Raw genomic sequence first — 19455 nt, forward strand, 5'->3', positions numbered from 1 at the left:
CGTGCCGGTTTCTGACCGCGGGCTGTTCCTTTCCGACGGGAAAATGCTAAACCGCCCCGGATTTGGGGTTTCGTTAACCAAGCCAAAACAGGAATATTCATGCGCATCGCGATGATCGGCACGGGTTACGTCGGACTGGTATCCGGGGCCTGCTTTGCGGATTTCGGTCACGACGTCACCTGTGTCGACAAGGACGAGAAGAAGATCGCGGCCCTTCATCGCGGCGAGATCCCGATCTATGAGCCGGGCCTGGACGAACTGGTCGCGAACAACGTCAGGGCCAAGCGGCTCGCTTTCACCACCGATCTGTCCAAGCCGGTTGCTGACGCCGACGCGGTGTTCATCGCGGTCGGCACGCCCTCACGCCGCGGCGATGGCCACGCCGATCTGTCCTATGTCTACGCCGCCGCGAAGGAGATCGCGCAGTCGCTGTCCGGCTTCACCGTCGTGGTAACGAAGTCGACCGTGCCGGTCGGCACCGGTGACGAGGTCGAGCGCATCATTCGCGAGACCAATCCTAAGGCTGACGTCGTCGTCGCCTCCAATCCCGAGTTCCTGCGCGAGGGCGCTGCGATCCGCGACTTCAAGTTCCCCGATCGCGTCGTGGTCGGCACCGCCGACGAGCGCGGCCGCAAGGTGATGGGCGACATCTACCGCCCGCTGTCGCTGAACCAGGCGCCGCTGATGTTCACCGCGCGGCGCACGGCCGAGATGATCAAATACGCAGCGAACGCGTTCCTCGCGACCAAGATCACCTTCATCAACGAGATCGCGGACCTGTCTGAAAAGGTCGGTGCCAACGTGCAGGAAGTCGCGCGCGGCATTGGCCTCGATAATCGCATCGGAACCAAGTTCCTGCATGCCGGTCCCGGCTTCGGCGGCTCGTGCTTCCCGAAGGACACCAAGGCGCTGATCAAGATCGCGCAGGATTACGACGTGAGCTTGCGCATCGTCGAATCCGTGCTCGCCGTCAACGAGAACCGCAAGCGCGCGATGGCGCGCAAGGTGAGCCAGGCACTCGGCGGCTCCTTGCGCGGCAAGACCATCGCGGTGCTCGGCCTCACCTTCAAGCCCGACACCGACGACATGCGCGACGCGCCGTCGATTCCGCTCGTCACCGGCCTCCTCGACATGGGCGCGAAGGTGAAGGCGTTCGACCCTGTTGGCATGGAGCAGGCCAAGAGCGAATTGCCCAATATCACCTATTGCGAGGATGCCTATTCCTGCGCTGAAGGGGCCGATGCGCTCGTCGTCGTTACCGAGTGGACGCAGTTCCGCGGCCTCGATCTCGACCGGCTGAAGAGCATCATGGCGCAGCCCGTCGTCGTCGACCTCCGCAACATCTTCAGTCCCGACGACATGGTGACCGCCGGCTTCACCTATGAAAGCGTCGGCCGGCCGCCGGTCCAGGGCTGATAGTTAGATTGTCGACCTGAAACCGTCATGGCCGGGCTTGCCGACTTCGCTTAGGCTTCGCCGGCCCGATTCTGTAAGCCCGGCGAAGCATTCGTGGAGCCGGGTCCCGGCCATCCACGTCTGTTTTCTAGTCCATGACGTGGATGCCGGGACGAGCCCGGGCATGACGACCGGATAGATATTTGCCCCGCACCTTCGACACGCCCCTCCCGATCGATGCCGTGCTCGACGACCTCTCGCGCACGCTGGAGGCGCACAATGCGGCTGTGCTGGTGGCGCCTCCCGGCGCCGGCAAAACCACGCGGGTGCCGCTGGCGCTGCTCGATGCGCCCTGGGCCGAGGGCAGGAAGATCATTGTCCTGGAGCCGCGCCGCATCGCCGCGCGCGCCAGCGCCGATCGCATGGCCAAGTCGCTTGGCGAGCGCGCCGGCGAAACTGTCGGCTATCGCGTCCGCTTCGGCTCGAAGATCTCGCGCGCGACGCGCATCGAGGTCGTGACCGAGGGCATTTTTACGCGTCAGATCCTCGACGACCCTGAACTGTCAGGCGTTGCCGCCATCCTGTTCGATGAATTCCACGAGCGCTCGCTCGATGCAGACATGGGCCTGGCGCTGGCGCGCGACGCGCAACTGGGCTTGCGCGAAGACCTGCGCATCCTGGTAATGTCGGCCACGCTCGACGGCGCTCGCGTCGCGAGGCTGCTTGGCGAAGCGCCTGTCGTCGAGAGCGAGGGCCGCGCCTTTCCGGTCGAGACGCGCTATCTCGGCCGCAAGGCGGATGCGCCGATCGAGCGACAGATGGCGGATGCGATTGCCTCGGCGCTGCGCGCCGACAGCGGCTCGGTGCTCGCGTTCCTGCCAGGCGCCGCCGAAATCCGCCGCACTCAGAACTTTCTGGCTGAGCGTGTGCAGGATGCCAGCATCGAGATCGTGCCGCTGTTCGGTGCGCTCGATGCGGCCGTGCAGGACCGTGCCATCGCTCCGGCGCCCAAGGGCACGCGCAAGGTGGTGCTGGCGACGTCGATCGCGGAGACCTCTCTGACAATTGAAGGCGTGCGCATTGTGGTCGATTCCGGGCTTGCCCGCGTCCCACGCTACGAGCCTGATATCGGCCTGACCCGGCTCGAGACCGTGCGGGCTGCGCGTGCCGCCGTCGACCAGCGCCGCGGCCGCGCCGGCCGCACCGAGCCCGGTGTGTGCTATCGTCTCTGGGACGAGCCGCAGACGGCCTCGCTGGCGCCCTACACTCAACCTGAAATTCTCAGTGCCGATTTGTCTTCGCTGGTGCTCGATCTTGCGCAGTGGGGCGTCGCTGATCCCTCGGTGTTGTCGTTCCTCGATCCGCCGCCGGCGCCTGCCTGGAAAGAGGCGAAAAGCCTGCTCGAAGAGCTCAACGCGCTTGATGGCGACGGCCGCATCACCGTCGAAGGCAAGAGCCTGCGCGCGCTGGCGCTGCCGCCGCGGCTGGCGCGCATGATCGTGGATTCGCATCGCGCAGGGTGCGGCGAAGAGGCGGCCGAGATCGCAGCCATTCTCACCGAGCGCGGGCTCGGCGGCGACAGCGCCGATCTCGATCACCGGCGCGACCAGTTCCGCCGCGACCGATCGCCGCGGGCAGCGAGCGCGCGCGACCTGGCGCGACGATGGGCGTCGCAGGTCGCAGCATCCGAGAAGCCGGGGCAGCAGGAGGATCTTTCGACCGGCCTGATGCTCGCCTATGCCTTCCCGGACCGTGTCGCGCGCAATCGCGGCAACGGCAGCTTCGTGCTCGCCAACGGTCGCGGCGCCGCTGTGGAGCAAACCTCCTCGCTCGCCCGCGCGCCCTACATCGCAATCGGCGAGATGACGGGCACGGCCGCAAGTGGCCGCATCCTGCTCGCCGCGCAAATCGCCGAAGCCGACATCGAACAGCATTTTGCCGAGCATATCGAGACCACCGACGAGATCTCGTTCGATCGCGGCGCGATGGCGCTGAGGGCGCGGCGCAAGCGTGTGCTGCACGCGATCACCCTGTCCGAGGCCACGCTTGCCGTGTCGCCCTCGGAGGACACCGCGCGAATCTTTGCCGACGGGCTGATCGCAGCCGGCCTCGACCGGCTGCCCTGGTCAAAGGCCGCAAAACAATGGCGCGACCGCGTGATGTTTTTGCGCAAGGCGGAGGGGGATAGCTGGCCCGACCTTTCCGATGACGGGCTGATCGCGCGGCGCGACGATTGGCTGGTGCCGGCGCTCTACGACAAGATCGCGCTGAAGGACATTTCCGCCGGCGATCTCTCCGATGCGCTGATGGTGCTGTTGCCGTGGGAGATGCGCGCGCGGCTCGACCGCGAGGCGCCGACCCATTTCGAGGCGCCCACGGGAAGCGTGCTCGCGATCGATTACGAGGCCGAGCAAGGGCCGACCATCGCGGTGCGGCTGCAGGAATTGTTCGGCCTCAACACCCATCCGTCGATCGCGGCGGGCAAGGTGCCGCTGGTGCTGGAATTGCTGTCGCCGGCGCAGCGCCCGGTGCAGGTGACGCGCGATCTGCCCGGCTTCTGGCGCGGCAGCTATGCCGCGGTCCGCTCCGACCTGCGCGGTCGCTATCCGCGCCATCCCTGGCCTGAGGATCCCGCGAGTGCGCTGCCGACCCGGCGGGTCAAGCCGCGCGGCACCTGACGGATCACGCCCCGCCGTTAACCGTACGCTCATCCTTTTCGTCAAAATGACACCGGCTCCGCCGTGGCGGCGCTCGCAGAGAGGCGCGTCGTGTGGTGGAATCGGGCTTTCCGGCTCGGAAGTGGTGTGATGCGTAACATTATGATCTTCGCGGCCGTGATGATCGGCCTCGGTACATTCATGGCGCAGATGGCGGACAAGATGAGCTCCGCATCTGCCACCTCGGTGCCGCGCACGACGGTCGCGGTCGCGACCACGGCGCCATCAGGCAGCCGCAGCCTCAACATCCCCCGCGACGGCCGTGGCCATTTCCAGACCGAAGGCCGCATCGATGGCCAGCGCATCGGCTTCATGGTTGACACCGGCGCCTCCGTGGTGGCGCTGAACGAGACCTCGGCCGCCCGCTTTGGCCTCCGTCCCTCGCGCAGCGAGTACAACGCCACCGTCACCACCGCGAACGGCACTATCAAGGCCGCGCGCACCCGCATCGCCATGCTTGATGTCGGCGGCCTCATCGTGCGCGACGTCGACGCCATGGTGCTGCCCGACGAGGCGCTGTCGGAGAACCTGCTCGGCCTCTCGTTCCTGTCCCGCCTGAAGCGTTTCGAGTACGCCAACGGCCAGATGGTGCTGGAGCAGTGAGTTCGGGCGGCCAGCGTCGCGGATGAGCTCAATATTGATCTGATCGGGCCCGCGGCTGGTAACCTTCATCGTTACCAAACTGCCGCAATTATCAGCCATAAGCTGCCATTCCTGCCTTCCGCTGCGGCCCGGCATTCGCTAAGGCTGCATCATTTCCTGCCTTTTCATGAGACCGCTTCAATGTTTCCCAAGCCGAAATCCGCGCTTTTGCCCAACACCTACGCCTTCGAATCCGAGCCGATGGTGAAGCCGACAGGTTTTCGCGAATACGACGCGCGCTGGCTGTTCCAGAAGGAAATCAACCTCATGGGCGTGCAGGCGCTCGGGATGGGACTGGGCGCGCTGATTGCGGAACTCGGCGTCAGCCAGGAGATCGTCACCGGCCATGATTTCCGCGGCTATTCGGCCTCGATCAAATATGCGCTGATCTCGGGCCTGATGGCTGCGGGATGCAAGGTGCATGACATTGGGCTCGCGGTGACGCCGATGGCCTATTTCGCGCAGTTCGATCTCGACGTGCCCGCTGTCGCGATGGTGACCGCCTCGCACAACGACAATGGCTGGACCGGCGTGAAGATGGGTGCCAACCGCCCGCTGACCTTCGGCCCCGACGAGATGACGCGGCTGAAGGAAATCGTGCTCAACGCGGATTTCAAGAATAAGGCCGGCGGCTCCTACCAGTTCCACGAGAATTATCCGGCGCGCTACATCGCCGACCTCACCAACCGTCCGAAGCTCAAGCGCAAGCTCAGGGTCGTCGCGGCCTGCGGCAACGGCACGGCCGGCGCCTTCGCGCCGCAGGTGCTGGAGGCGATCGGCTGCGAAGTGATCCCGCTCGACACCGAGCTCGACCACACCTTTCCGAAATACAATCCGAATCCTGAGGACATGGAGATGCTGCACGCGATCCGCGACGCGGTGCTGCATCACAAGGCCGACGTCGGTCTCGGCTTCGACGGCGACGGCGATCGCTGCGGCGTCGTTGACAACACCGGCGAGGAGATTTTCGCCGACAAGGTCGGCGTGATGCTCGCGCGCGACATGTCGGCGATCCACAAGGACGCGCAGTTCATCGTCGACGTGAAGTCGACCGGCCTGTTCATCACCGATCCGGTGCTTCAGAAGCAGGGCGCCAGGACCGCCTACTGGAAGACCGGCCATTCCTACATGAAGCGCCGCACCAACGAGACGGGTGCGCTCGCAGGCTTCGAGAAGTCCGGCCACTTCTTCTTCAACAAGCCGTATGGCCGCGGCTATGACGACGGGCTGGTCTCGGCGCTCGCGATCTGCGACATGCTCGACCGCGCGCCGGGCAAGTCGATGGCTGACTTGAAGAACGCGCTGCCAAAAACCTGGTCGTCGCCGACCATGTCGCCGCATTGCGCCGACGAGACCAAATACGGCGTGATCGACAAGGCGGTGAAGCACTTCGAAGCCTTGCAGGCGAACGGCGCCAAGATCGGCGGCCAGTCGATCCGCGATCTCGTCACCGTCAACGGCGTGCGCGTCACCGTCGAGGACGGCAGCTGGGGCCTGGTGCGGGCGTCCTCGAACAAGCCTGAGCTCGTCGTCGTGGTCGAGAGCCCGGTCTCCGAGCAGCGCATGCACGACATGTTCGAGATGGTGAACAGCGTGCTGCGCACGCATCCCGAAGTCGGCGAGTACAATCAGAAGATCTGAGGTGGGAGCGAGAGCGCTCGCGCTCGCCGCACTCATGCTGTCATCACCCGCGAAGGCGGGTGATCCAGTACGCCGTGGCCTCTCGATTTTATCGCTGGCGTCACGGAGTACTGGATCGCCCGGTCAAGCCGGGCGATGACAGTTTACCCTGTGGCGATACGCTAGCTTTCTACGCCGCGACCACGGCCGGGATCGGCAGCGCCGTCACCGACTTGATCTTTTCCATCGCGAAGCGCGAGGTCACGTTCTTCAATGGCACGGCACTGATCAGCTTCTTGTAGAAGATGTCATAGGCCTGCATGTCCGCGACCACGACGCGCAGCATGTAATCGACGTCGCCGGCCATGCGGTAGAATTCCATCACTTCCGGCATGGCGCTGACGGCTTCGGCGAATTTCTTCAGCCAGGCGTCGGAATGATCCGAGCTCTCCACCGAGACGAACACGGAGATGCCGAGACCGATCTTGTTCTGATCGACCAGCGCCACCCGCTTCAGGATCACGCCGTCGGCCTCCAGGCGCTGGATGCGCTTCCAGCAGGGCGTCGAGGACAGCCCGACGCGGTCGCCGATCTCGGCAACGGACAGGGAGGCATCGTCCTGGAGAACCATCAGGATCTTGCGATCGATGGCATCGAGGCGGCGGCTGGTCTCGGGAAGCTGGACAGCGACATCAGTCATTTGAAGAACTTTGTTCCAATTCATGGGCTGATTTCCCTGATATAGAGAAAATCTTTCTATAGCAAGCCCATAATCTTGGCGTTTCGGCAGAATGGCTCTAACGTCTGCCGTGCAAAAACGCTTCAACTTCAATGCGTTGTGGTGCCGCCGGACCGCCGCCATGGCGGGTGCATTTCAGGGCTGCGGCGGCCGCGGCGAATCGCAGCGCCTCCGGCACTCCGCCACCCTCGGCAAGCCGAAGCGTGAAGGCGCCGTGGAAGACGTCGCCGGCGCCGAGCGTATCCACGGCCTCGACCGGGAAGGCCGGCGTCTCCACCAACGTACCCGCCTCGTTCAGCCAGATCGTGCCGTTCGGCCCGCGGGTGGCGGCGAGGAAAGCCGGCGTGAGTTCTGCGAGCCGCTTCAGCGCCTCGCCGTCGTCGGCGATGCCAGCGGTCTCCTGCACCTGCTCGCTGGCAAACAGCAGATGCGAGGCGGCCGTGAGCAGGCCGTCCGCCAGCGCCATCGCACGGTCGACGCCGACGATGACGGGAATGCCGCGCCGGCGCGCCTCAAGGCAGACATCGATGCAGAAGGGACCGCAGCGGCTCTCGACGAGGAGGGCCTGGCAATCGGCGAGCAGCTCGTCCGTATCCGACAGCTTCACGCTCCACAGCGCGGGATCGCGATAGATCGTCAGCGTTCGTTCGCCTGACGCGTCGATGATGATCGCAGAGACGGGGGTGGCCGCGTTGGGCATGCGCACGATATGGCTGGTCTCAATCCCCTCGGCGGTCATCCGCTCGAGAATGAAACTGCTCGACGTCTCCCGCGCATCGCCCATCGGCCCCGCAAACGCGACACGGCCGTCAAGCCTGGCGATGGCGATCGCGGCATTTAGCGCGTTGCCGCCGCAGATCTCGGCAAGATGCGTCGCGTTCGCCTTGCTGCCGCGCTCCGGCACGGCTTCGACCCGGAAGGTGAGGTCGCGCACGGGGATGCCGATGCAGAGGATGCGCGGCGCGATCCTGGATAGCGCCATCGCTCTCAGCTCTTGTCGTGCACCCAGCGGCCGAGCAGATGATGCGCGATGGCGAAGGGATGCGGACCGGCGAGCCCGTCGGGGTGCGTGCGCTTCAGCATCAGCGCCGCCTCCTCGCGCGTGAACCAGCGAGCGTCTTCCAGCTCGGAATGGTCGACGACGATATCCTCGCTCACGGCCCGCGCGCTGCAGCCGATCATCAGCGACGACGGATAGGGCCAGGGCTGCGTCATGTAATACTGCACGTCGGTGCAGCGAATGCCTGATTCCTCGAAGATCTCACGGCGCACCGCGTCCTCGATGGTCTCGGCGGCCTCGACGAAGCCGGCGAGGCAGGAATACATGCCCGGCGGAAACTGCTTCTGGCGGCCGAGCAGGCATTTGTCGCCCGATGCCACGTGCATGATCACGACGGGATCGGTGCGCGGAAAGTGCTCGGCCTTGCAAGCCGGGCATTCGCGTTTCCAGCCGCCTTCCTTCATCGCGCTGCGAGTGCCGCAATTGGCGCAATAGCCGTGGCGCTGGTGCCAACCGACCATCGACTTCGCCATCGCGATCGCCGAGAGCTCGTCGGGCGGGATCGCGCCCTGCATCGCCATGCCGCGCAGCTCGGTGACGGTGTAGTCCTCCCGGCCGACCAGCTTCTCGGCGGCGGCCTGCGGCAGGCCCATTCCGAACCTGGCGGCGCCGTCGCGAAGGCCCAGAAAGATCGTGCCGGGATTGGCACCGCATTTCAGCGCCTCCTCGATCGAGAGCAGCGCACGCACCTTGCCGCCCTCGCGCTTCACCAGCAGCGAGTCGCGGTAGATGACATAAGCGCGCGACGAGGACTTCTGCTCCATCGCGAACAGCTTTTCGTCATCGCGGCGAAGATGCGCGGCGCGGTCGAGGATGTTGGTGACGAAGGCCGGTTGCCCCAGCGGAAACGAGTCGAATGCTGACATTTCTTGTTCTTTCAACCCAACCAGATTTTCTTGCGAAGCGCGCTGATGAAATTCTGCACCTCGGTGGCGTCATGCGCCAACGGCTTCATCACACCCCAGACCGGTCGCGGCCAGGCGGCGTCGCTGGTGCGACGTGCAATGATATGGACGTGAAGCTGCGGCACGAGGTTGCCGAGCGCTGCGATATTGAGCTTGTCGCATTTGGTGATCTCCTTCAGCGCGCGCGAGACGCGGGAGATCTCCGTCATCAATTGCGCCTGCTGGACCTCGTCGAGATCGATGATCTCGACCGCGTCAGGCCGTCGCGGCACCAGCAGCAGCCAGGGATAGTGCGCGTCCTTGATGACCAGCACCTTCGACAGTGGCAGGTCGCCGATGTCGATGGTGTCCTCTTTCAGGCGGGAGTGCAGCGACCAGGCGGGATCGGGCATGGAGGTTTCCGGATGGCCTCGATAGGTTCGGGCGTGTTTGGTGCGACCATACGATACGAGGTCCGTCAGGGGAAGGATGGCAACTGCATACTCGACCGTCGTCCTGGACAAGCGAAGCGCAGATCCAGGACCCATCACCACAGGGAGTAGTTTGTCGAAGATTCGTGGTGACCAGTTTGCACTAGAACTTCTTCTTGGGGTAATGGGTCCTGGCTTTCGCCAGGACGACCAAAAACTACGCCTCCGCCAATACCCGTGCATTCGCCCGGATAGACGCCTCGCTGACGCGAATGCCGAGGCCCGGACCATCAGGCACGACAACGTGACCTGCGCGGTTGGCGACGCGCTCCTCCAGCACATCCTCGGTCAGCACGTGATGCGGCATGTAGAACTCACAGCCGAGCGAGATGCCCGGGGTCGCCGCGATCAGCTGCGTTCCCGCGGCAAGGCCGATGCCGCCCTCCCACAGCGTGCCGCCATAGCCGGGCAGGCCGGCGATGTCGGCGATCGCCATGATCGCCTGCGCCTCGAACAGGCCGCCTGATTTCATCAGCTTGATCGAGACGGCATCGGCCGCCTCGCGGCGCACCACCTCCATCATGTCGCGGCGATCGAAGCAGCTTTCGTCGGCGAGCACCGGCGTTTCCAGCGCCGCAGTGAGCTGCGCCATCACGTCGAGAAATTTGCGCGGCACCGGCTGCTCGATGAAGGTCGGCGCGAACGCCTCGACATCGCGCAGGATTTTTATGGCGCCGAAAGGCGCTAAGGCCTGGTTGTAGTCGACGCGAAGGTCGATCTTGTCGCCGAATTCTTTCCGGATCGCTTCGAGATGGTCGAGGTCCTCGCGGTGCGGCTTCACGCCGGTCTTGACCTTGTAGATCAAATTGCCATCAGGAACCATTTTCCGCATGCGTTCGAGATCGGCGGCGAAATCCGGATCGGCGATGGAGAAGGAGAGGGGAATGGTGTCGCGCACGCGGCCGCCTAGCAAATCGGCGACCGACAAGCCGGACGATTTGCCGACGATGTCGAGCAGCGCCATCTCGATCGCGACTTTTGCTTCCGCGTGCCCGACCAGCGCGCGGTCGAGCTCCGCCATCAGCGCGCGGATGCGGCGCACGGATTTGCCGAGCAGGATCGGCCGCAGATAAATGTCGAGCGCGGCGAAAGCCGCTTCCGGCGTTCCCGTGAACACCTCCCACGGAGCAGCCTCACCCCAGCCGATCACGCCATCGCTGGACGTGAGCTCGATCAGCACGCGCTTCACGGTGCCCTTGACGTTGCCGACGCCCTGCAGGCGCGCCATCTTGATCGGGCTTTCGATCAGGAACAGCCTGATGCGCTCGACGGTTGCTTCGGTCATGTCAGGCCTCCATCGACGTGCCAGACCTGGCCGGTGACGTAGGATGCTTTGGGGGACGCCAGAAAGGCGATGATCTCGGCGACTTCCTCAGGCCGCCCGCGGCGGCGCATGGGGATCAGCGCTTCGGTCGCAGCGATCTGCTCGGGCGAGAGCCGGCTCTCGCTCGGCTTGTCCTTGACGATGAGGCCGGGCGCGACTGCGTTGACGGTGATGCCGTCTTTCGCTAGCTCGACCGCTGCGAGCCGGACCAACGCTTCCAGCGCGGCACGGCTCGCAGCCGTTGCTGCGAACGGCGCAAATTCCGGCCGGATCGCATGCGCGACAAAGGAAGACACCGCGACGATGCGCGCGTCCTGCCCCACGCGAAGCAGCGGCAGCGCAGCCTCGACCATCCGCGTGAACGCCAGCGCCGATTCATCCATAGCCTGTCGGAATTGATCGGCCGGCGTGCCGACCGCGCTGCCGCGACGGGCGTGGCCGCCGACGAGAACCAACCCATCGAGCCGGCCGAAGGCGCGTTGCGTGGCGGCGATGGCGTCGGTGACGGCCGCTTGCTCGGCAAGGTCGCCGAGGCACTTTGCGACAACCGCGCCTTTCGCTTCGGCCTCCACCGCGGTGGCATCGAGACCTTCTGCATTCGAGCGCGTGTGCAGCAGAAGCGCAGTGCCTGGCGCGGCGAGTAATTTTGCGGTGGCGCGGCCGATGCCGCTGGCGGCACCGGTGACGAGATAGGCGCGATCGATATTAGGCATCACGGTGTCGCGTTGGCCGGCGGCAGCGCGCCGGTGCGGTGGAAATGGCCGAGGAAGGCGCGTGTAGCGGCTTCCCTTGGATTGTCGATCACCTGCCGCGCCGGCCCTTCCTCGACCACGACACCGTCGCGCATGAAGATCAGGCGGTCGGCGACTTCGCGGGCAAACGCAATCTCGTGGGTCACGATCACCATGGTCATGCCCTCAGAGGCCAGCTGCTGGATCACGTTCAGCACCTCGCCGACGAGCTCGGGATCGAGCGCCGACGTGGCTTCGTCGAACAGCATCACGTCGGGCTCCATCGCCAGCGCGCGCGCGATCGCGACGCGCTGTTTCTGGCCGCCGGAGAGTGTTGCCGGATATTGATCCGCCTTCTCGGCGAGTCCGACCTTGGCAAGCTGCGCCCGCGCGAGCTTTTCGGCGTCAGCCTTGGCCATGCGTCGCACCGTGACCGGCCCCTCCATCACATTCTGCAGCGTCGTCATGTGCGGGAACAGGTTGAAGTGCTGGAACACCATGCCGGTGGTGGCGCGGAATTTTGCCAGTGTCTTCACATCAGGGAGCTTCGTGCCCTCGCCGAATGCAAAGCGCGTGTCGCCGACGCGGACGCTGCCGCCATCGGGCACGACCAGCAGATTAATGCAGCGAAGCAGCGTCGATTTGCCGGAGCCGGACGGCCCGATCAGCGCCACGACACCGCCCTTGGCGACGTCGAGATTGATGTTCTTGAGAACCTCGTTGCTGCCAAAGCTCTTGCGCAGCCCACGGATCTCGATTTTCGATGTGTCGCTCATTCGCCGACCGCCAGTCGCTTCTCGCCGCGGCGGACGATGATGGTGAGCGGGATCAGGATCGCCGCATAGGCGACCGCCACCGCTGTATAGGTTTCCAGCGGCCGGTAACTGTCATGGGCCGCGACCTGGCTCTGATAGACGAGGTCAGGCACCGCCAGCACCGAGACCAGCGAGGTGTTCTTGAACTGGATGATCGACTGGTTCATCAGCGCCGGGATCATGCGCTTGATGGCCTGCGGCAGCACGATGCGCCGCATGCTCTGGATAGGCGTCATCCCGAGCGCGGCGCCGGCTTCCGACTGTCCCTTGTCGATCGAGATGATGCCGCCGCGGATGATCTCCGAATAGAACGAGCCGCCATAGAGTGACAGCGCCAGCGCCGAAGCCGTGATCGGCGTCATCTCGACGCCGGCGAGGATCGGCAGCGCGTAATAGAACCAGATCAGCTGCACGAGGATCGGCGTGCAGCGAAACGCTTCGATGAAGGTGAGGGCGACAATGCGTACGGGCTTGAGGCGCGATAGGCTGCCGAAGGCGCCGAACAGGCCGAACACGAGGCCAAGTATCACGATCACCACGGTGAAGCCGACGGTGACGCCAAGCCCGTTGAGAAAGAGCCAGCGATAGCTCCAGAGGATGCCGAAGTCCCACTGATACATGCGTGCTTAGCTCATGCCGGATGCCAACCAGAAACTCGACGTCATGCCCGGGCTTGTCCCGGGCATCCACGTTCTTGGTGCAGCGGGTCGGACGTGGATGGCCGGGACAAGCCCGGTCATGACGGTGCGGATGCTTGAGGTGCTCACTACACGTTACAGCGACACGCCCGGCGGAATGTCCGCCTCCGTCACGCCCACCAGCTCCATGTTGGTAATGATGGCGTTGCGGATGAAACCGAGGCCCTTGTTGAAGTCGATCCAGGTGTTGACGTAGTCGCGCCAGGTCTTGTCGGTCTCGCGGCGGAAGCCGGCATTCGACGTCGTCGCGAAGATCGGCGTCGGCAGCACGAACTGGCCGAGCGAGGGGTTCTTCTTCAGCACGGTCAGCGACAGCATGGTGATCAGGCACTGCGCGTCGACGCGGCCGGTCTGCAGCGCCGCGGTGGCATCATCGGCGGTCTTCAGACGCGAGATCTGAGCCTTTGGCGTCAGGCGGCTGACGACCTGGTCGTGCGAGGAGCCCTGATCGACCGCGATCTTGATGTCGGGAGAGTTCAGCTCGGCCCAGCTCTTCAGCTTGAAGTCCTTCTTGCAGAGAATGCCGAAGGCGTTGTTGAAAACCGGCACCGAGAAGTCGATCACCAGCGCGCGCTTCGGGGTCGGGTTGAGGCCGAAGAAGATGTCGATCTTGTTGGATTGGAGATCGAGCACCGAATTGCCCCAGGTGGTTTCGGTGATCTCGAGCTCGGCCTCCATGTCGTCGGCGAGCGCCTTGGAGATGTCGACGTAGAAGCCCTTCCACTGGCCGCTGGCGAGATCCTTCATGTAATAGTGCGCGCCGCCGCCGACCGCGCCGATCCGCATCTTCTTGGTACGGCGGATGCGGGCGAAGGTCGATTCGTTGGGATCGGCCGCCTGGGCCACGGCCGGCGAGGCCAGCGCGCCAGCGGCGGCTGCGCCGATCGCGCCAAGTCCGGCACCAAGTCCGACAATCGATGCAACATCTCGACGTGTAACCATTGGGATCAATCGCCTTTCTGGTTGGGTGGAGTTCCGGCAGCGTTCTTACCAAGGCGACCGAGGCGACGGAAGCACAGCCTATTGGCTGGGCAGGTCAGGAATTGCCCGGATGCTGGGCAAGATCAAGGTGGCCAATGTGATACCCGCTTGCTTTCCGCTCCCTTTGGCCCCAAATAGGGACCGGGAGATTGGCGGTGGACGAGCCACTCGCCAACCGGGTCAGGTCCGGAAGGAAGCAGCCCTAACGAGGTCCGGATCGGGTCGCTCGTCAGTCTCCTACCTGTTTTTTCGAGCGAATTGCGCTGGCGGCATGGCCGCCCGCGCGCTCCTGTCCGCAAAAGCCAGCCGAGAGACATTCCATTGCGGATTGACCGATGACCGACGCTGGCGCCCCTCCACCTCCTGATAGCGCCGGCCCCGCCGGCAATGCGCCTTACCGGGTGCTGGCCCGCAAATACCGCCCTTCATCGTTTGACGATCTGATCGGCCAGGAGGCCGTGGTCCGCACCGTCTCGAATGCGTTCGAGACCGGGCGCATTCCGCAGGCCTGGATCCTCACCGGCGTCCGCGGTGTTGGCAAAACCACCACCGCGCGTATCCTCGCCCGCGCCCTCAACTACGAGATGCCGGATGGTTCGGTGAAGGGCCCGACTATCCACATGCCGACGCTGGGCGTGCATTGCCAGGCGATCATGGAAAGCCGGCACATGGACGTGCTGGAGATGGACGCGGCCTCGCATACCGGTGTTGACGACGTCCGCCAGATCAATGACAGCGTGCGCTACGCGCCGGCCAGCGCCCGCTACAAGGTCTACATCATCGACGAAGTCCACATGCTGTCGACGGCGGCGTTCAACGCCTTCCTGAAGACGCTGGAGGAACCGCCGGAGCACGCCAAGTTCGTGTTCGCGACGACGGAGATCCGCAAGGTTCCGGTGACGGTGCTGTCGCGCTGCCAGCGCTTTGATCTCCGCCGCGTCGAGGCCGACGTGCTGATGAAGCACCTCGCCAATATCGCCGCGAAGGAGAATGTCGAGATCGAGCCCGAGGCGCTCGGCATCATCGCGCGCGCCGCGGAAGGTTCCGTGCGCGATTCGCTGTCGCTGCTCGACCAGGCGATCGCGCATGCGGCTGGCGCCGTGAAGTCCGATGCCGTCAGGCAGATGCTGGGGCTCGCCGACCGCACCCGCGTCATCGACCTGTTCGATTCGCTGGCGCGCGGCGACATCGCGAGCGCCTTCAAGGAATTCCGTGACCAGTACGACGTCGGCGCCGATCCCGTCGTCGTGCTCTCGGACCTTGCCGAGTTCGTCAATTTCGTCACCCGCGTGAAGATCATTCCGGCAATCGCCGACAACGTCGCCTATGGCGAGACCGAGCGGCTGCGCGCGCGCGATTTCGCGTCGAAGATCTCGCACCGCGTGCTGTCGCGGATGTTTCAGATGCTGCTCAAGGGCATTACCGAGGTGCAGGCCGCAACGCGTCCCGTCATGGCCGCCGAGATGGTGCTGGTGCGCATCGCCTATGTCGCCGACCTGCCGACGCCGGACGAAGCGATCAGGATGCTGGAGCAGAATGGCGGCGGCTCGCCGGTCGTGAGCGGCGGTGGTGCGCGCAGCAGCGCGCCATCGGCGCCGATGGCCTCCGCGGCGCCGGCTGCTTCGGTCGCGCCTGTTCGCATGCCGACGTCGTCGCCGTCGGCGCTCGGCGGCGGTGCCCGGCCGCAAATGGCCGCGCCGGCGCCGGATCCGCATGGCGCGACACCTCAGTTGCGTGTCACCAGCTTCACCCAGCTCGTCGCGCTTGCAGGGCAGAAGCGTGATCTCATGACCAAGGGCGCGCTCGAAGGCGACATGCGCCTTGTCCGCTTCGAGGAGGGCCGGCTGGAAGTCGCGCTCGAGCCGAACGCCTCCAAGACCATGATCTCCGAGCTCGCGCGCAAGTTTGAGCTCTGGACCGGCCGCCGCTGGACCATCATCGTGTCCAACGAGCAGGGCCAGGCGACGCTGCGTTCGGTCAACCAGGCTGCCAAGCAGGAACATGCCCGCACCGCCGAGGCAGATCCGCGCGTGCAGGAGGTGCTGTCACGCTTCCCCGGCGCGAAGGTCGTCGAGGTCCGCAGGCTTGCCCCCGAGACGCCGGAATCCAATATTAACGCCGACTATGGCTCTGACGATCCGCCCGACGGTTCCGACGCCGACGACGATCTCTGAGCTATTCTTTCAAGGACGAACACCCATGGCTGATTTTCTCGGCATGATGAAGCAGGCAGCGCAGCTGCAATCCAAGATGCAGGAGATGCAGGAGTCTCTCGCCAATGTGGAGGTCGAGGGCATCTCCGGCGGCGGTCTCGTCGCCGTGCGCATGACCGCGAAGATGGACGTCAAGGGCGTCAAGATCGATCCCTCGCTGATGAAGGCCGAAGAGCGCGAAGTGCTGGAAGACCTGCTCGTCACCGCGCTCGGCGACGCCCGCCGCAAGGCGGAGACTGCGATGCAGGAAAAGATGCAGTCGCTCACCGGCGGGCTCGGCCTGCCGCCGGGGCTGTTCGGCCAATAATATGGGCGCGGTTGCAGGTCCCGAAATCGAGCGGCTGGTGCAGCTTCTCGCACGGCTGCCAGGCCTCGGTCCGCGCTCCGCGCGGCGCGCGGCGCTGCATCTGATCAAGAAGCGCGAAGCGCTGATGATGCCGCTGACCTCTGCCTTGCAGGTCGCGCTCGACAAGGTCCAGGTCTGCAAGACCTGCGGCAACATCGACACGCAAAATCCCTGCACGGTCTGCACCGATCCGAAGCGCGATCCCGCCATCATCGTCGTCGTCGCCGACGTTGCTGATCTGTGGGCGCTGGAGCGGGCCAATGCAACGCAAGGGCGCTATCATGTGCTGGGTGCGACCTTGTCGCCGCTCGACGGTGTCGGCCCGCAGGACCTCACCATCGACGCGCTGGTCGCGCGGGCCCACGCGGCCGAGGTGCACGAGATCATCCTGGCGCTGAATGCGACGGTCGACGGCCAGACCACGGCGCATTACATCACCGACCTGCTTCAGGACGCCAACGTCAAAGTAACCCGGCTGGCCCATGGTGTGCCTGTCGGTGGCGAGCTTGATTATCTCGACGAGGGCACGCTATCGGCCGCCATGCGGCAGCGGACCCTGTTCTAGAGCGTTTTCGAGCGAAGTGGATACCGGTTCGCGTGAAGAAAACGCGTCAAAACAAGAATCTCCATCCAGATCTACGGAACGGACGACATGACGAAACTTTTCGCCACACGATGGGCTTTGGCCGCGACGTTGATGCTGCTGGTGACACCGGCCATCGCTGCGCAGCAGGACGACGAGGCGCCGCCGCCCTCGAAGCCCGGCAAGCCGATCAGCGCCGGCGAGGTGCTCTCGGGCGAGCTGAACGCCATGAAGATCCGCGATGCCAAGAATGCCGGCAAGCGGATTGCGATGTACCAGATCACTTCCGAGCCGCGCCGCCTGCCGGCGCCGAGCGGTCTCTGCGATCTCGAGACCGGGCCTGAGACCTTTCAGCTCGTCACCTCCAGCGATGCGCAGGCCTCGCAGTTGAAATCCTTCGTCGGCAAGGAGATCTCGGTCAAGGTGGATGAAGTCGCCTGCGCGAGCGATCCCGGCCAGATGAGCGAAGCCGTGGTGACGAAGTGGAGTTTGGTGAAGAAATAAGGGGTACCGACGGCTCTCCCGTCGTCATTGCGAGCGAAGCGAAGCAATCCAGACTTTCTCCGCGGAAACAGTCTGGATTGCTTCGTCGCAAGAGCTCCTCGCAATGACGAGGAGAGATGTGAGTGTCAAACCCTCACCGGCCCCAGTTCCTCGAAATGCCCGCGCTTCTGCAGCCAGGTCAGCAGCACCAGGCTCGGGATCGCCACCAGCACGCAGATCACGAAGAACAGCGGCCAGCCGGTGAGGTCAGCGACGAACCCGGCGCCTGATGAGAGATAGGTTCGCCCCACCGCCGCAAGTGCGGTGAGCAGCGCATACTGCGTCGCCGTGTGCAGCGGGTTCTGGCACAGCGCCGAGAGATAGGCGACGAAGATCACCGTGCCGATCGCGCTGGTGAAATTCTCCGCGCAAATTGCGAGCGCCAGCGCCCATTGGTTCGCGCCGACGACCGCGAGCCACGCGAAGGAGAGGTTGGCCAATGCCTGCAGCACGCCGCCGATCCAGAGCGAATTTGCCAGCGAGTAACGCCGTGCGACAAAACCGCCGGCAAAGCCACCGATCAAAGTTGCGGCGAGGCCGACGCCCTTCACGATCGCCGCGTAGTCGTTGCGGGTGAAGCCGAGGTCGATCACGAACGGCGCCGTCATCAGGCCGGAGAATGCATCGGTGAACTTGAACAGCACGACGAAAGCAAGTGCGACGAGCGCATCCTTCCGATCCAGGAAATCAATGAATGCACTGGTCGCGGCCCGCGCGATTCGCGTTTCCAGGACGTTGTGAGGAACTATCCGGTGAATCCCGCGCAGCAGCGCCTTGACCCACTCCCTCTCGGGATTCGGATGATAGTCGACGAGGGCATCTTCAGCCTGGCCTGATTGCCCGGGCTCTGTCGCGACGAGCGCCGTGATTGTTCCGATCAGCACCATCGCCGCCATCACCACATAGCCCCACATCCAGGCTGACGGACGTGGAATGCCGCTGCCCTCGAAGCCCGAGACGATGAACAGCGCCCCCGCGGTCGAGACCAGCATACCGATGCGATAGGCTGCGACATAGGCCGCCATGCCGGCGGCCTGCTCGCTTTCGGGCAGGCTCTCGACGCGGAAGGCGTCGACCACGATGTCCTGCGTCGACGATGTCGTCGCCACCAGCAGCGCGCCGAGCGCGACATAGAACGGCGAGCGTGCCGGATCGGTCATGGCCAGCAGCAGGATCGAAATGATCAGCAGCAGTTGCGAGAATAGCAGCCAGCCGCGCCGCCGCCCGAAGGCGCGTGTGAACAGCGGCACATGCATCGCATCCACCAGCGGCGCCCACAGGAATTTCAGCGTGTAGGGCGTGCCGACCAGCGCGAACAGCCCGATGGTCTTGAGATCAACCCCGGCCTCGCGCATCCACACCAGCAGCGTCGATCCTGACAGCGCCAGCGGCAGCCCCGAGGAGAAGCCGAGGAACAGCACGATCAGCACCCGCGGCTGCAGGTAGACAGCCAGGCTGTCGCGCCAGGAGGTCGCAGGGGCATCGGTGCCGGCGGAGGAGGTCGCGTCGGGTGCGGTCATACGGCCGTGTTAGCAGATTCTGACACCACAAGTGAGCTGTCGTGGCCCCGGCCACCCCCGGGGCCGCCCCCCGGGGAATGGGGCCAAATAAATCAAAAAACCGCACAAAAAAAACCCCCCCCGGGGGGTGCACGGGAACACAACCCGCGCGCC

The 19455-nt window shown here is 64.7% G+C and carries 18 protein-coding genes and 1 other RNA gene; 9 read left to right on the plus strand and 10 right to left on the minus strand.

Features of this window, described 5'->3' with window-relative positions:
* Positions 1-99 precede the first annotated feature (99 nt).
* From M2427_RS39105 to M2427_RS39120, 4 genes are all read left to right on the plus strand, one after another.
* A complete protein-coding gene (locus tag M2427_RS39105) occupies positions 100-1416 on the plus strand; it encodes a UDP-glucose/GDP-mannose dehydrogenase family protein (RefSeq protein WP_280712091.1) in 1317 nt (438 codons plus the stop codon).
* Between the two features lie 182 nt (positions 1417-1598).
* The gene (gene hrpB / locus M2427_RS39110) at positions 1599-4073 is read left to right on the plus strand and encodes an ATP-dependent helicase HrpB (protein ID WP_280712092.1); all 2475 of its coding nucleotides are present in this window, start codon (positions 1599-1601) and stop codon (positions 4071-4073) included.
* 129 nt (positions 4074-4202) lie between these two features.
* Positions 4203-4715: a TIGR02281 family clan AA aspartic protease gene (locus M2427_RS39115; protein ID WP_280712093.1), complete on the plus strand. Its 513-nt coding sequence runs from the start codon at positions 4203-4205 to the stop codon at positions 4713-4715.
* A gap of 180 nt (positions 4716-4895) precedes the next feature.
* The gene (locus tag M2427_RS39120; RefSeq protein ID WP_280712094.1) at positions 4896-6395 is read left to right on the plus strand and encodes a phosphomannomutase/phosphoglucomutase; all 1500 of its coding nucleotides are present in this window, start codon (positions 4896-4898) and stop codon (positions 6393-6395) included.
* Positions 6396-6564: 169 nt separating this feature from the next.
* Here the strand turns inward: M2427_RS39120 and M2427_RS39125 are convergent, their stop codons facing one another.
* The 9 genes from M2427_RS39125 to M2427_RS39165 all read right to left on the minus strand — a co-directional run bounded on the left by M2427_RS39125 (position 6565) and on the right by M2427_RS39165 (position 14058).
* Positions 6565-7074, minus strand: a complete 510-nt coding sequence (locus tag M2427_RS39125; RefSeq protein ID WP_280712095.1) for an Lrp/AsnC family transcriptional regulator — start codon at positions 7072-7074, stop codon at positions 6565-6567.
* Positions 7075-7171: 97 nt separating this feature from the next.
* A complete protein-coding gene (locus M2427_RS39130) occupies positions 7172-8095 on the minus strand; it encodes a sugar kinase (RefSeq protein ID WP_280712096.1) in 924 nt (307 codons plus the stop codon).
* A gap of 5 nt (positions 8096-8100) precedes the next feature.
* Positions 8101-9039, minus strand: a complete 939-nt coding sequence (nudC, locus tag M2427_RS39135; protein ID WP_280712097.1) for an NAD(+) diphosphatase — start codon at positions 9037-9039, stop codon at positions 8101-8103.
* Between the two features lie 11 nt (positions 9040-9050).
* Positions 9051-9470, minus strand: coding sequence for an HIT family protein (locus M2427_RS39140; protein ID WP_280712098.1), 420 nt, complete (start codon positions 9468-9470; stop codon positions 9051-9053).
* A gap of 235 nt (positions 9471-9705) precedes the next feature.
* A complete protein-coding gene (locus M2427_RS39145) occupies positions 9706-10833 on the minus strand; it encodes a muconate cycloisomerase family protein (RefSeq protein WP_280712099.1) in 1128 nt (375 codons plus the stop codon).
* Entirely contained in the window at positions 10830-11585 is a 756-nt protein-coding gene (locus tag M2427_RS39150; RefSeq protein WP_280712100.1) for an SDR family oxidoreductase, read from the minus strand. Before M2427_RS39150 ends, M2427_RS39145 begins: the two co-directional genes overlap by 4 nt.
* Positions 11585-12379 carry an amino acid ABC transporter ATP-binding protein gene (locus tag M2427_RS39155; RefSeq protein ID WP_280712101.1) on the minus strand — a complete coding sequence of 265 codons (795 nt, stop codon included), beginning with the start codon at positions 12377-12379 and terminating at the stop codon, positions 11585-11587. Before M2427_RS39155 ends, M2427_RS39150 begins: the two co-directional genes overlap by 1 nt.
* Complete coding sequence (locus M2427_RS39160) at positions 12376-13038, minus strand: amino acid ABC transporter permease (protein ID WP_280712102.1); 663 nt, start codon at positions 13036-13038, stop codon at positions 12376-12378. The genes M2427_RS39155 and M2427_RS39160 overlap by 4 nt, the downstream gene beginning before the upstream one ends.
* A gap of 153 nt (positions 13039-13191) precedes the next feature.
* Entirely contained in the window at positions 13192-14058 is an 867-nt protein-coding gene (locus M2427_RS39165; protein WP_280712103.1) for a transporter substrate-binding domain-containing protein, read from the minus strand.
* Between the two features lie 183 nt (positions 14059-14241).
* Here M2427_RS39165 and ffs point away from each other — a divergent pair.
* The 5 genes from ffs to M2427_RS39190 all read left to right on the plus strand — a co-directional run bounded on the left by ffs (position 14242) and on the right by M2427_RS39190 (position 17743).
* Positions 14242-14338: signal recognition particle sRNA small type (gene ffs / locus M2427_RS39170), an RNA gene on the plus strand.
* A gap of 94 nt (positions 14339-14432) precedes the next feature.
* Positions 14433-16271 (plus strand): DNA polymerase III subunit gamma/tau, encoded by a 1839-nt coding sequence (locus tag M2427_RS39175; protein ID WP_280712104.1) that lies wholly within the window; start codon positions 14433-14435, stop codon positions 16269-16271.
* A 25-nt stretch (positions 16272-16296) separates the two neighbouring features.
* Positions 16297-16617, plus strand: a complete 321-nt coding sequence (locus tag M2427_RS39180) for a YbaB/EbfC family nucleoid-associated protein (protein WP_209966244.1) — start codon at positions 16297-16299, stop codon at positions 16615-16617.
* 1 nt (position 16618) lies between these two features.
* Positions 16619-17221, plus strand: coding sequence for a recombination mediator RecR (gene recR / locus M2427_RS39185; RefSeq protein ID WP_280712105.1), 603 nt, complete (start codon positions 16619-16621; stop codon positions 17219-17221).
* A gap of 87 nt (positions 17222-17308) precedes the next feature.
* Complete coding sequence (locus tag M2427_RS39190; RefSeq protein WP_280712106.1) at positions 17309-17743, plus strand: hypothetical protein; 435 nt, start codon at positions 17309-17311, stop codon at positions 17741-17743.
* A gap of 125 nt (positions 17744-17868) precedes the next feature.
* Here M2427_RS39190 and M2427_RS39195 read toward each other — a convergent pair whose 3' ends face one another.
* Positions 17869-19302, minus strand: coding sequence for an MFS transporter (locus M2427_RS39195; RefSeq protein ID WP_280712107.1), 1434 nt, complete (start codon positions 19300-19302; stop codon positions 17869-17871).
* Positions 19303-19455: the final 153 nt, after the last annotated feature.

The sequence above is a fragment of the Bradyrhizobium sp. BR13661 genome (genome assembly GCF_029892425.1).
Taxonomy (GTDB): Bacteria; Pseudomonadota; Alphaproteobacteria; order Rhizobiales; family Xanthobacteraceae; genus Bradyrhizobium.

Excerpts from the sequence above, each read along its gene's own strand:
- M2427_RS39155 (WP_280712101.1), bottom strand. The coding sequence starts at position 12,379 with ATGAGCGACACATCGAAAATCGAGATCCGTGGGCTGCGCAAGAGCTTT.
- M2427_RS39195 (WP_280712107.1), bottom strand. The coding sequence starts at position 19,302 with ATGACCGCACCCGACGCGACCTCCTCCGCCGGCACCGATGCCCCTGCG.
- M2427_RS39115 (WP_280712093.1), top strand. The coding sequence starts at position 4,203 with ATGCGTAACATTATGATCTTCGCGGCCGTGATGATCGGCCTCGGTACA.
- M2427_RS39175 (WP_280712104.1), top strand. The coding sequence starts at position 14,433 with ATGACCGACGCTGGCGCCCCTCCACCTCCTGATAGCGCCGGCCCCGCC.
- M2427_RS39165 (WP_280712103.1), bottom strand. The coding sequence starts at position 14,058 with ATGGTTACACGTCGAGATGTTGCATCGATTGTCGGACTTGGTGCCGGA.
- M2427_RS39120 (WP_280712094.1), top strand. The coding sequence starts at position 4,896 with ATGTTTCCCAAGCCGAAATCCGCGCTTTTGCCCAACACCTACGCCTTC.
- M2427_RS39125 (WP_280712095.1), bottom strand. The coding sequence starts at position 7,074 with ATGACTGATGTCGCTGTCCAGCTTCCCGAGACCAGCCGCCGCCTCGAT.
- M2427_RS39140 (WP_280712098.1), bottom strand. The coding sequence starts at position 9,470 with ATGCCCGATCCCGCCTGGTCGCTGCACTCCCGCCTGAAAGAGGACACC.
- nudC (WP_280712097.1), bottom strand. The coding sequence starts at position 9,039 with ATGTCAGCATTCGACTCGTTTCCGCTGGGGCAACCGGCCTTCGTCACC.
- M2427_RS39150 (WP_280712100.1), bottom strand. The coding sequence starts at position 11,585 with ATGCCTAATATCGATCGCGCCTATCTCGTCACCGGTGCCGCCAGCGGC.
- M2427_RS39130 (WP_280712096.1), bottom strand. The coding sequence starts at position 8,095 with ATGGCGCTATCCAGGATCGCGCCGCGCATCCTCTGCATCGGCATCCCC.
- recR (WP_280712105.1), top strand. The coding sequence starts at position 16,619 with ATGGGCGCGGTTGCAGGTCCCGAAATCGAGCGGCTGGTGCAGCTTCTC.
- M2427_RS39180 (WP_209966244.1), top strand. The coding sequence starts at position 16,297 with ATGGCTGATTTTCTCGGCATGATGAAGCAGGCAGCGCAGCTGCAATCC.
- M2427_RS39190 (WP_280712106.1), top strand. The coding sequence starts at position 17,309 with ATGACGAAACTTTTCGCCACACGATGGGCTTTGGCCGCGACGTTGATG.
- M2427_RS39105 (WP_280712091.1), top strand. The coding sequence starts at position 100 with ATGCGCATCGCGATGATCGGCACGGGTTACGTCGGACTGGTATCCGGG.
- M2427_RS39145 (WP_280712099.1), bottom strand. The coding sequence starts at position 10,833 with ATGACCGAAGCAACCGTCGAGCGCATCAGGCTGTTCCTGATCGAAAGC.
- M2427_RS39160 (WP_280712102.1), bottom strand. The coding sequence starts at position 13,038 with ATGTATCAGTGGGACTTCGGCATCCTCTGGAGCTATCGCTGGCTCTTT.